The following is an 11,164-nucleotide window of genomic DNA, read 5'->3' on the forward strand; positions in this document are numbered from 1 at the left end:
GGGTACGCGCCGGCCGGGGCCGTCGGGGAAGCCGCACCGTGCTGGCCGGACGGGCCGGACGGGGTGGCGGACGCGGCGAGCAGCGTCTCGGCGAAGTTCTCCCGGCGCAGGCGCTGGTCGACGTAGAGCAGCCCGGTGCTGTACGAGCTCAGCGCGAAGGTCAGGAAGTACACGGCGGCCATCACCGCGCCGACCAGCACCACGACCACCACCGCGGCGATCCCCCAGGTCGGGTCGGCCCCCTCGGAGAAGCCCGTGGAGGAGGCGAGAGGCACCGTGACGACCATCATCACCAGCATGCAGGCCAGGATCGCCACGTACGCGAGGGCGCCGACGATCATGCCCATCAGGTAGGTGATGCCGAAGACGCGCCACCAGTCGCCCTTCACCAGCGCCGCCGAACGGCGCAGCGAGGCCACCGGGCCCAGGTCCTCCAGGACGGTGATCGCCGGGGCGAAGATCAGGCGGTAGCCCATCCAGATCATGCCCACGAACGCCGCGCACAGCACGAGGAAGCCGACGACCGCGAGCGCCGTGCCCCCGGGACTCCGCTGCTCGACGCCGACGCCCAGACAGACGCCGCCCACCACTGCCCCCAGGAAGAACGGCAGGATCACGCACGCCGTCGCCAGCATCGTGCCCAGCACCCGCAGCGTCCGGACGCCGATGCGTTCCCGCAGCACCGACACGGTGACCTTGCGGCCGACCACGGTCTCCCGCAGCGCGATCATGGGCGCCACGTACACCAGTCCCGGCAGGACCAGCAGCGAGGCCAGGCCGCCGATGACGAACAGCGCCACCAGGGCGGGCGCGGCGGTCTCCGTGTCGCCGGCGCCGAGCAGGACCAGCGGGACGGTGAGGAGCAGACCGACGCCCAGCATCGTCAGCAGCGCGAAGACCAGCAGCTGCAGCCAGGACCGGCCGAACGCCAGGAACGTCCCCTTGATGATGTCGCCCACGCCCAGCGGACGCAGCGGGACGACGCCGGGCTGCGGCGCCCAGACCTGCTGCGCGTAGTACGGGTAGGGCGGCTGCGGCGGCACGCCGTACCCGCCGCCGTAGGGCGGCTGCTGCGGCGGAGGGCCGTACGGAGGCGGCGGCTGGTTGTACGACATGGCGGTGGTGCTCCCCCCTGGGGCGCCGCGGAGGTGTCGACCGTGGCGCGGTCCTACGTGACGCGGTTCTACGTGGCGCGGTTGTACGTGGCGTGGTTGTACGTGGCGTGGTTGTACGTGGCGTGGTTGTCACCTGAGCAAGGCGAACGTTAGTTCGCCGGGCTCCGGCAGGGCATGCCGGGGTCCGCCGGTGGACGGCCCGGGTCGCTTGCGGCCCGCCCCACGCCCGTTGAGGAGGACGCCCGCTCCGTGGACACCGGTTCGCCTCCACGAGCCCGCTCCGGATAGCGTTTCCCTCATGACCGACACGACTGCCACCCGCGCCACCGGCGCCGTCGCGGCGGGTCTCGCGACCATCGCCGCCGACGGAACCGTTCTCGACACCTGGTTCCCCGCCCCCGCGCTCGCCGACGCCCCCGGCCCGACCGGGACGGAGCGGCTCTCCGCCGAGCGTGCCGTCGAACTCCTCGGCGAGGGCGCCGCGAAGGCCGTCGGCCCGGACGCCCGCCGCGGCGTCGAGGTGGTCGCGGTCCGCACGGTCATCGGCTCCCTGGAGGACAAGCCGGTCGACGCGCACGACGCCTACCTGCGCCTGCACCTGCTCTCGCACCGCCTGGTCAAGCCGCACGGCCAGTCCCTGGACGGCATCTTCGGCCACCTGGCCAACGTCGCCTGGACCTCGCTCGGCCCGGTCGCCGTCGACGACATCGAGAAGGTGCGCCTCAACGCCCGCGCCGAGGGCCTGCACCTCCAGGTCACCTCGATCGACAAGTTCCCCCGCATGACGGACTACGTCGTGCCCAAGGGCGTGCGCATCGCCGACGCCGACCGGGTGCGCCTCGGCGCCCACCTGGCCGAGGGCACCACCGTCATGCACGAAGGCTTCGTCAACTTCAACGCGGGCACCCTGGGCACCTCGATGGTCGAGGGCCGCATCTCGGCCGGCGTCGTCGTCGGCGACGGCTCCGACATCGGAGGCGGCGCCTCCACCATGGGCACCCTCTCCGGCGGCGGCAACGTCGTCATCTCCATCGGCGAGCGCTGCCTGGTCGGCGCCGAGGCAGGCGTGGGCATCGCGCTGGGCGACGAGTGCGTCGTCGAGGCCGGCCTCTACATCACCGCCGGCACCCGGGTCACCATGCCCGACGGACAGGTCGTCAAGGCGCGCGAGCTGAGCGGCGCGTCCAACATCCTCTTCCGCCGCAACTCGGTCACCGGCACGGTCGAGGCCCGTCCGAACAACGCGGTCTGGGGCGGCCTGAACGAGGTCCTCCACAGCCACAACTGACCGCCGGCGGCCGCGACGCGCGGCCGGGCCGCCGACAGCTGTCGGCCACGGTCACCATCGAGCGCCCTTCCACGGCCCCCGGCCGGCCCGGAAGGGCGCTCGTGCGTGGGCGGCCGCCAGGACAGGGAGGCGCCCGCGGGTCGTCCCGGGCCGTCTCACCACGGCTCGTCCGCCAGCGCCGCGTAGGCCCGCGCCACCTCACCCAGGTACTGGCCCAGGCGGAAGCGCACCTCCTCGACGGGCCTGCCGCCGACACCCGGATACGCCAGGCCGGTCCAGACGACCGTCTCCCGTCGCAGCCGGACCCGGACGGTCAGCCTGTCCGGCCCGGAGTCCTCCCGGGCTGCCACGTCCACCGTGCGCGGCGTGTCCGTCGGACAGAGCGGACCGCCCGGCCGGAGCAGCAGCCCCGGGCGAAGGCCGGCCATCCCGCCGTCGCTGCGCGTGATCACGTCGAGGCCGTCGACGAAGAGGTAGGTGTGCACGGCGGAACAGACCGGCCGGCCGGGGCACGCGCCGACGAGCAGCGTGCTCACCCCGCCGTCGCTCCGACCACGGGGCGCGGCGGCCCTGAGCTCGCGTGGGGACCTACGCGGCATCCGCCCGATGTGACGTCATGAGGCGATCGTAGCGGCGATCACGACGGCACCCCCGGTGTTTCCGCGGCTGTCCGTTCGGTCCTACGCCGGCCGGCCAGGGCCAGGGCCGGGGCCAGGGCCGGGGCCGGTGCGGTGTCGTACCTCCTTCCGTTCTCCGTCGGCGGCCGAGAGATGCTCGACCAGCACGAAGGTCACGCTGATCAGGAGGGACCAGGCGCCGAACTTGGTCAGCGGCACCGACTGCCAGCCGGCGAGCTGCTGGGGATAGCTCCAGGCGCCGGCGTAGGTCGCGGCGTTCTCGGCGACCCACAGGAAGAAGCCGATCAGGACGAAGGAGACGGCGAGCGGCATCCGGTAGCGGTCGGCGCCCACCCGGAAGCCCACCCAGGTCCCCGCGGTCGCGGCGGCCATCGCCAGCGCGAGCGGCCAGCGCAGGTCGGGTATCCAGTGGTGGGTGAAGAAGTTCAGGTAGACGGCGGCCGCCACCACGGTCGTGGCGGCGGCGCGGTAACCGGTGAAGCGCAGCCGCATGAGCTTCCGGGCACGGCACACGTAGCCGGCGACGGCCGCGTACAGGAACCCGCCGTACAGCGGCACCCCCGCGACCTTGGTGAGCGCGTCCTCCGGGTAACTCCACGACCCCATACGCACCTTGACCAGCTCGAACAAGAGCCCCACCACGTGGCACACGGCGATCACCACGGTGTCCCGGCGGGACTCCCAGCCCACCCTGCGGGCGACGAGGGTGAGCAGCACCCCGTACACCAGCACCAGGTCGTAGCGTGCCACCGGCAGTGGGGGCAGCAGCCGGGAGCCGGCGATGCCCGCGAGCAGCGCCACCGCGAAGGCGCAGCAGCGCGCCTGGACCACGGCGAACCGCCCCAACTGCTGCAGACCGTGTGCGAGTCCTCGTGTCATGCGACGCGTACCGCCTTTCGTCCAGCACCGGGGAAGGACGGCGCTCGAGGAGATTATTGAACACGTTCAAACAGTCGGATGGCCAAGTTTTTCGACGAGAACGCCCGACGAGGCATAGCGGCGGTGGTGTGCACGCGTCAGATAGGGCGAGGGGGCGGGGCGCCGGGCGCCGCCCGGGAGGAAGGTGACGATGGATGCCGATGACGTGCGCGGCTTCCGGGAGTTCGTCAGCCACAGATCGTCGGCGCTGCTGACCACCGCCGTGCTGCTCTGCGGCGGGGACCGGCACGCGGGAGAGGACCTGCTGCAGACCGCGCTGGTCAAGGCCGTGGGCAGGTGGCGGCGGATCGACGATCCGGAGGCGTACGTACGCCGGATCCTGTACCGCCAGCAGGTCGGCCGGTGGCGGTTGAAGTGGCCGCGGCGGGAGATATCCGTCGCCGAGCCGCCCGACTCCGGCCCCGGGGGCGCCGGTACCGAGGACCAGGTCGCGACCCGGCTGTTCATGCGTGAGGCGCTGGCGGCGCTCACGAACCGGCAGCGGACCGTGCTGGTGCTGCGCTATTACGAGGACCTGCCGGAGGGCGAGGTCGCCCAGCTGCTGGGCTGCTCGGTTGGCACCGTGCGGTCCACCACGCACCGTTCCCTCGCGAAACTGCGCGCGCTGATGTTGGAGGCGGCCGGCGGGCGGGCAGGACAGCCGGACTCCCAGTTCTCTTCCGTGGAGGTGCGCCCGTGAACGGGGTCGACGAGATGGTGCGCGCCGCGCTGCGGGAGCAGGCGGACGCGCAGGCGCCGGCGGCTTCGCTGCTGGCCGACCGGGTGCTGACGGCACACCGGCGACGGGTGCGGCGGCGGATCGCCGGCGTCGCCGCGGCGACCGCCGCGGTGGTGGGGCTGGCGTTCTGGGCGCCGCTGCCGGGCGGCCGGGGGCCGGCGCCCGTGGGAGGAGGCGAGCCGGCGGTGACGGAGCTCGCGGCCCGACCGGACCAGTCGCCGCCGCGCGAGGTCATCGCGGCCGGGGACGTGGTGATGGCCGCCTACGCCGTGACGGAGACAGTGAGGTCGAAGACCGGTGACAAGGGGGAGCGGCGGCGCACCTACTGGCTGCTCGACCCGGACTCGCAGACCTACGAGAAGGACGAACGCTGGTCGGTGGTCGCGGTCGCGCCCGGAGCGAGGCGGGCCGCGGTGCTGGAACGGGACCTGCCGGTCCGGCGGATCGGCATCCTCGACCTGCGCGGCCGCGAGGTCGAGCGGTGGATCGAACTCGAGGGCGACGCGCGGCAGCGCGTCGCCGGACTGGCCTGGTCCCGTGACGGCGCCTCGCTGCTGGCCACCACCTACAGCGACAACCCGGACCGTCTCGTCACCGGGCAATCGGGCGAGACCGCGGGCGTGACGGCGGGGGAGGCCGCGGAGCTGGAGCCGCCGCGGGGCTCCGACCGGACCGGGTTCTGGGTGGTCGACGTGAGATCGGGCCGGGGCAGCTGGAGCAAGGTCGTACCGCCGGAGTCGGGCGAAGGCGTCCTGACGCCCGTCAACGCGCGGCAGGACTTCGAGTTCACCCGGGACGGCCGCGCCGTGCGGGGCGGGCTGATCATGGGCAGGCCGAACGCGGAGTTCCACGATCTGCGAGGGCGCACCATCGACCCGCCGGACGGCGAGGCGCACTGGGAGTGGTCGGTGAAGGCGGCGGCCTCGCCCGACGGCACCCGCATGGCGGGACCGTTCGCCGGAGTGACGCGGAAGACGTCCTCGTGGATCTACGACGCCCGCACCGGCAAGCAGCGCGTCGAGGTGCCCGGGCAGCAGCTGCTCGCGTGGGCCGGAAAGAACACCCTGGTGGCGTGGGACATCGGCAAGCGGGACGACTCCGAGTTCGCCAACCGCCTGGTGCTGGTCACCATCGGCAGCGAGAAGACGGTGCCGCTGAGCGGGTTCCGCGGTGACTCGGACCAGGGCGCGGGACGCTGGGACCCTCTCTTCGTCCGCCGCTGAGCCCGACGGGGGAGGGCCCCGCTCCCCGGGCCCTCCCCTCACGGCGTCCGCCGGCGGTCGTCAGGCCCCGACCAGCGTCTCGTAGCGCTTGCGCAGGTCCGCCGTCACCTCGGTGGAGGCGGACCGCAGCGGGGCGCGGACCGGGCCGGCCGGGAGGCCGAGGTCGGCCAGCAGGGCCTTGGCGGTGACCGTGCCGGGCAGGCCCGCGGACATCATGGCCTCGATCAGCGGTACCGCCTCGCGCTGCAGCCGGGCCGCCCGTTCCGTGTCGCGCGCGTCGAAGGCGTCGAGGACGGCCCGGAAGTGACCGGGCGCCACGTTCGCCACCGTGCCGACGTACCCCGCGCAGCCGATCGCGTAGGAGGCGAGCACGTACTCGTCGCATCCCGTGTACACCGCGAGGTCCGACTCGGCCAGCAGCTTCTGCGTGCCGAGCAGGTCGTACGCGCAGTCCTTGACCGCCGCCACCCTCGGGTGCTCGGCGAGCCGCAGCAGCGTCGCCGTCTCGATGCGCACGCCGGTCCGGCCGGGGATGTCGTAGAGCATCACCGGCAGCCCCGTGGCGTCCGCCACGGCGCGGAAGTGCTCCTCCAGCGCGTCCTGCGGCGGCCGGCTGTAGTAGGGGGAGACGACCAGGAGCCCGTCCGCGCCCGCCCTCTCCGCCTGCCGGGCCAGGTCCGCGGAGTGCGCCGTGTCGGCGGTGCCCACCCCGGCCAGCAGCGAGGGCCCCTCGCCCACCGCCGCGCGCACCGCGCCGATCAGCGCGGCCTTCTCCGCGTCCGAGGTGGTCGGCGATTCGCCGGTGGTGCCGTTCAGCACCAGTCCGTCGCAGCCGCCCGACACCAGGCGCTCGGCGAGGACGGCCGCGCCGTCCAGGTCGAGGGCGCCGTCCGGGGTGAAGGGGGTGACCATCGCGCACAGGGCACGTCCGAAAGGAAGCGTCGTCATGTCTGGAGTGTCGGCCGCACCTCGGTGAAGGTCCACTTAAAAGTTCTGGTGTGTACCGGGCAGCAGAACTGAAACGTGGGCCTACGCGTCAAGGATCTTCGGGTGCATCCCCCGCAAGAGGGACACGCCGTCCCGGGGCCACCGTCACCCGTCTAGGCTGGTCACTCTGCCCGAAACGCCGACCACGCCGCCCCGAGGAGAACCGCCCCGATGTCAGACAGCACCCCCCTGCCGCCGGTACGGCTGCCCTCCGAGGCGGAGCTGGCGCGGGACGCGCTCGCCACCCCGCTGCTCTCCCGGGCCGCCCGCCTGGCCCGCTGGGCGGGGCCGGACACCCGGGTCGACTCCGGCGGCGGCCTGGTCGAGGAGCAGCTCGCGGCGGCGGCCGAGGTGTTGGGACTGACCGGCCGGAGCGGCGAGGGCGACGCGGACGCCGGGGCGGTCACGGACGCCGAGGCTGCCGAGGAGGCCGAGGCGGAGGCGAGTGAGGCCTGGCGCGCCGCGGTCGACACCGGCCTGGTGGAGGTCGTGGACGAGGAGGAGGGCACCGTCCGCGCCGGCGACAACCTGGCGCTGCTCACCTCCGGCGCCCCCGCCGAGGTGCTGCACATCTGGCTGGACGCCCTGGACGCGGCGATCGCCGACGCCTCCGTCCCCGACCTCGACGACCTGATGGACGCGATGGACGAGGGCGGCGAGATCGACTTCTCCTCGCTGGACTGGGACCCGCAGGCCGAGGCCGAGTTCCTCGAGGGCGTCCTCGCGAACCTCTACCTCCTCACCGCCGACGAGCGGGCCCCCGAGGGCACTCCCGTGCCGCTCCCCGCGCTGGCCGCCTCGGTGGTCGTCCCCTCGGACGTCGCCGAGCCGACCGACGCGATGATGGAGGAGGTCTCCACCGCGATGATGCGGCTGGACGACCAGTTCCGGATCCTCGGCCCGACCGGCCTGGCCGACTTCCGGCCGGTCGACGAGGCGCTGCTCGTCGAGGAGGGCCAGGCGGCGCCGCAGGCCCCCGAGGACGAGCCGGAGGACCTGGAGCGCTACGGCGTCGTCCGGCTGACCCCGCTCGGCCTCTACGGGCTGCGCGCCCGGCTGCTGGACGCCGGATACGCCGCCCCCGCCCTCGGCGACCTCGCCGACAAGGGCGCCGAGGCGCTGCTCGACGGCACCGCCCACTACGGCCCGCTGGCCGCCCGCGCGGAGACCGAGCAGTGGCTGGCCCGCCGCGAACCGCTCGCCGCGGCACGGGAGTTGCTGGCCGCCGCCCGGGGCGGCGACGCGGGCGCCCCGCTGCGCCGGCTGCACTGCCAGCAGGCGCTGTCGCTGGTCGGCGCCGAGGCCGAGCCCGCGCTGCGCGAGGTGCTGGACGATCCCGAACTCGGCGGCCTCGCCCGGGTCTGGCTGGCCGAGCACGGTGCGGCGGACATCCCCGCGCCCTCGCAGGAGCTGGTCTTCTGGCTCACCGTCGACACCGTCGCCGCGCAGCTGGCCGCCGAGGGCAACTCGGCGGAACTGGTGGCACTGGTCGAGGGCCTGGCCGCGCAGCACAGCGGGTTCTTCGACACGGCCTGGCGGGTCGACCACCCGGCCACCGCCGAGGTGCTGGAGGCGATGGGGCGGCTCCACCCGGACAAGAGGATCGCCAAGGAGGCCCGCAAGGCCGCCTACAAGGCCCGCTCCCAGCAGCCCGGCTGACCGGAGGCCGGTGACCGGGCGGGTGACTAGGGGAGCCGACCCTTGGGGCCCCTCGGGGCCAGCCGACCCGAGGGGCCGACCTGAGGGGGCGGCCTGAGGGGCCGATCCGAGGGGGCGGCCTGACGGGGCGGCCCGGGAGCGGGCGGCCCGGGACGGTTTCCTTCCGGCGTTCCGGGTCCGGGGGGCGACCACAGACGACGGTCACGGCACAGCCCGTGCCGCCCTCACCGCGGTGCGGCCCGTGGACCTCCCGCGCCGCACCCCCCCCGCACGCTTCCGCGCTTCACGCAACGGAGGCCCGCCCGCACCCCCGCTGTTCAGCAGGTGTTCAGGCATGGGCGCGACGGTGTGGCCGGAACGTGGCTGTCGGCCACGACGCCACCACCGTCCTCACTCCTCACCGTCCAGGAGAACCCATGTCACTGACGCGCAGGGACTTCACCAGACAGTCCGCCCTCACCGGCGCGGGGATCGCCCTCGCCGGCAGCGTCGGCGTGCTCGCCAGCGCCCCCAACGCCCTGGCGGCGGAGGACGTCACCACCCCCGACGGCGAGCACGCAGGCCCCGGCTACGGACCGCTGCTGCCCGACCCCGAGGGTCTGCTGGCGCTGCCCGCCGGTTTCTCCTACCGGGTGCTCACCCGTGCCGGCGAGACCCGCCTGGAGTCCGGCGAGGCCACCCCCTCGAACCACGACGGGACGGCGGCCTTCGACGGCGGCCGCGGCACCGTGCTGCTGGTCAACAACCACGAGCTGGGCGGCCCCCGCTCCCGCTGGGACAACCCGGTGCCGCTCGCCGAGGGCCTGGTGTACGACCCGGCGGCCTCCGGCGGCTGCACCGTGGTGGAGGTCCGCCGCGACGGTCACGTCACCGAGTGGGTGGGCATCGCCGGCACCGCCACCAACTGCGCGGGCGGCAGCACCCCGTGGGACACCTGGCTGACCTGCGAGGAGACCGAGGACAAGGCCGGCGAGAACGGCATGACCAAGGACCACGGCTACGTGTTCGAGGTCGACCCGCTCGACGAGCGCGCCAACCGGAATCCCGAGCCGATCAAGGCGCTGGGCCGTTACGCCCACGAGGCCGTCGTCGTCGACCCCAAGCGCGGGCACCTCTACCTGACCGAGGACGCCTCCAACCCCAACGGCCTCCTCTTCCGCTGGACCCCGCCGGAGGGTTTCCGTCACGGCCGAGGCAAGCTCGCCTCCCTCGCCGACGACGCCGGCACCCTGCAGGCGCCCCGCTGCTTCGACTCGGCCGGCCGCTTCGTCGACGACCTCTCCCGGGCCACCCGCATCGGCACCGTCTACGGCGTCGACTGGGTGGACGTCCCCGACCGCGACGCCCGCACGGTGTCGGTGCGCAAGCAGTTCGCCGCCGGCGAGGTCACCCGGGCCCGCAAGCTGGAGGGCATGTGGTGGGGCGACGGCGGGACCTACCTGGTCTCCTCCTTCGCCCGCGCGGAGAGCCCCGGCGCCGCCCACGACGGCGCCGTCTGGTTCTACGACCCCAAGCGCCGCACCCTCACCCTCAAGGTGCTCATCGGCGTCAACCCCGACCCGGAGGCCGAGGGCAACTTCGACGGCCCCGACAACATCACCGTCTCGCCCTACGGCGGCCTGGTCATCGCCGAGGACGGCGAGGGCCTGAGCCACCTGTTCGGCGCCACCGAGAGCGGCCGCACCTACCCCATCGCCCGCAACGAGCTCAACGACAGCGAGTTCACCGGCGTGACCTTCTCGCCCGACGGCCGCACCCTGTACGCCAACATCCAGACCCCGGGCATCCTGCTGGCCGTCACCGGCCCCTGGAAGCGCCAGCACCGCAAGGGCTGATCGCCGAGGGCCGCTCCGCCACGGGGCGGTCGGCCCATGTCGCCCGATCCGGCGGTGGGTACCCGCGGGCGCCCACCGCCGGCCGGTCCGGTCGGCGCGGCGCTCTCAGAGTGCGCGGGCGGACGGCTGGAGCATGTCGCGGACCGTGCGGGCCTTCACGAACTCGCCGATGGCAGTCATCTCCCACTCGCCGGAGTACTGGCGGATGAACTTGGCCATCATCACGCCCGTCTTGGCCTCCGCCGAGGTGAGGTCGAAACGGACCAGCTCGTTGCCCGAGGGGTCCAGCAGGCGGCAGAGGCCTTGGCGACCTCGGTGAACTTCTGGCCGGTGAAGGAGTTCACCGTGAAGACGAGGCCGGTGACCTCCTGGGGGATGCGGCCCAGGTCGACGGCGATGACCTCGTCGTCGCCGCCGCCCTCGCCGGTGAGGTTGTCGCCGGAGTGCTTGATCGCGCCGTTGAGGATGGACAGCTTGCCGAAGTAGCAGGCGTCGACCACGTTGCGCTGCGGGCCGTAGGCGATCACCGAGGCGTCCAGGTCGATGTCCTTGCCGCGGTAGGCGGGCTCCCAGCCCAGGCCCATGCGGACCTGGGAGAGGACCGGCTGCCCGCCCTTGACCAGGGACACCGTCTGGTTCTTCTGCAGGGAGACGCGGCCCTTGTCGAGGTTGACCTTGCCGGAGCCCGGCGCGGGCGCGGCGGGTGCGGCGGGCGGCGCCGGGGGCGTGGAGGCGAAGGCCCGCGGATCGGCGACGGTGGGC

The 11,164-nt window shown here is 73.7% G+C and carries 9 protein-coding genes and 1 pseudogene; 5 read left to right on the forward strand and 5 right to left on the reverse strand.

Features of this window, described 5'->3' with window-relative positions:
• A partial coding sequence (locus ACOV8S_RS12285; RefSeq protein WP_448317809.1) for a hypothetical protein occupies nt 1-1,115 on the reverse strand: 1,115 nt, incomplete at its 3' end.
• 298 nt (nt 1,116-1,413) lie between these two features.
• Here ACOV8S_RS12285 and dapD point away from each other — a divergent pair.
• The gene (gene dapD, locus ACOV8S_RS12290) at nt 1,414-2,403 is read left to right on the forward strand and encodes a 2,3,4,5-tetrahydropyridine-2,6-dicarboxylate N-succinyltransferase (RefSeq protein WP_448317810.1); all 990 of its coding nucleotides are present in this window, start codon (nt 1,414-1,416) and stop codon (nt 2,401-2,403) included.
• Nucleotides 2,404-2,558: 155 nt separating this feature from the next.
• Here the strand turns inward: dapD and ACOV8S_RS12295 are convergent, their stop codons facing one another.
• Both ACOV8S_RS12295 and ACOV8S_RS12300 read right to left on the reverse strand, forming a co-directional pair.
• Nucleotides 2,559-2,939 carry a hypothetical protein gene (locus tag ACOV8S_RS12295; protein ID WP_448317811.1) on the reverse strand — a complete coding sequence of 127 codons (381 nt, stop codon included), beginning with the start codon at nt 2,937-2,939 and terminating at the stop codon, nt 2,559-2,561.
• Between the two features lie 144 nt (nt 2,940-3,083).
• Nucleotides 3,084-3,920: a DUF817 domain-containing protein gene (locus ACOV8S_RS12300; protein WP_448317812.1), complete on the reverse strand. Its 837-nt coding sequence runs from the start codon at nt 3,918-3,920 to the stop codon at nt 3,084-3,086.
• Between the two features lie 190 nt (nt 3,921-4,110).
• Between ACOV8S_RS12300 and ACOV8S_RS12305 the strand changes: the two genes are divergently transcribed.
• Nucleotides 4,111-4,659, forward strand: coding sequence for a SigE family RNA polymerase sigma factor (locus ACOV8S_RS12305; RefSeq protein ID WP_448317813.1), 549 nt, complete (start codon nt 4,111-4,113; stop codon nt 4,657-4,659).
• Nucleotides 4,656-5,921, forward strand: coding sequence for a WD40 repeat domain-containing protein (locus tag ACOV8S_RS12310; RefSeq protein WP_448317814.1), 1,266 nt, complete (start codon nt 4,656-4,658; stop codon nt 5,919-5,921). Before ACOV8S_RS12305 ends, ACOV8S_RS12310 begins: the two co-directional genes overlap by 4 nt.
• Before the next feature lie 60 nt (nt 5,922-5,981).
• Here ACOV8S_RS12310 and dapA read toward each other — a convergent pair whose 3' ends face one another.
• On the reverse strand, nt 5,982-6,869 hold the full coding sequence (gene dapA / locus ACOV8S_RS12315) for a 4-hydroxy-tetrahydrodipicolinate synthase (protein ID WP_448317815.1): 888 nt from the start codon (nt 6,867-6,869) through the stop codon (nt 5,982-5,984).
• A gap of 210 nt (nt 6,870-7,079) precedes the next feature.
• Here dapA and ACOV8S_RS12320 point away from each other — a divergent pair, with 210 nt between their 5' ends.
• Together ACOV8S_RS12320 and ACOV8S_RS12325 are read left to right on the forward strand one after the other, a co-directional pair.
• A complete protein-coding gene (locus ACOV8S_RS12320; RefSeq protein WP_448317816.1) occupies nt 7,080-8,567 on the forward strand; it encodes a hypothetical protein in 1,488 nt (495 codons plus the stop codon).
• A 416-nt stretch (nt 8,568-8,983) separates the two neighbouring features.
• Nucleotides 8,984-10,402, forward strand: a complete 1,419-nt coding sequence (locus ACOV8S_RS12325; protein WP_448317817.1) for an alkaline phosphatase PhoX — start codon at nt 8,984-8,986, stop codon at nt 10,400-10,402.
• A 105-nt stretch (nt 10,403-10,507) separates the two neighbouring features.
• Here ACOV8S_RS12325 and ACOV8S_RS12330 read toward each other — a convergent pair.
• Nucleotides 10,508-11,164 (reverse strand): annotated as a pseudogene (locus ACOV8S_RS12330) (TerD family protein); the annotation flags it as partial.

This window comes from Streptomyces sp. CO7 (assembly GCF_053474865.1).

Excerpts from the sequence above, each read along its gene's own strand:
- ACOV8S_RS12305 (WP_448317813.1), top strand. The coding sequence starts at position 4,111 with ATGGATGCCGATGACGTGCGCGGCTTCCGGGAGTTCGTCAGCCACAGA.
- ACOV8S_RS12320 (WP_448317816.1), top strand. The coding sequence starts at position 7,080 with ATGTCAGACAGCACCCCCCTGCCGCCGGTACGGCTGCCCTCCGAGGCG.
- dapD (WP_448317810.1), top strand. The coding sequence starts at position 1,414 with ATGACCGACACGACTGCCACCCGCGCCACCGGCGCCGTCGCGGCGGGT.
- ACOV8S_RS12325 (WP_448317817.1), top strand. The coding sequence starts at position 8,984 with ATGTCACTGACGCGCAGGGACTTCACCAGACAGTCCGCCCTCACCGGC.
- dapA (WP_448317815.1), bottom strand. The coding sequence starts at position 6,869 with ATGACGACGCTTCCTTTCGGACGTGCCCTGTGCGCGATGGTCACCCCC.
- ACOV8S_RS12300 (WP_448317812.1), bottom strand. The coding sequence starts at position 3,920 with ATGACACGAGGACTCGCACACGGTCTGCAGCAGTTGGGGCGGTTCGCC.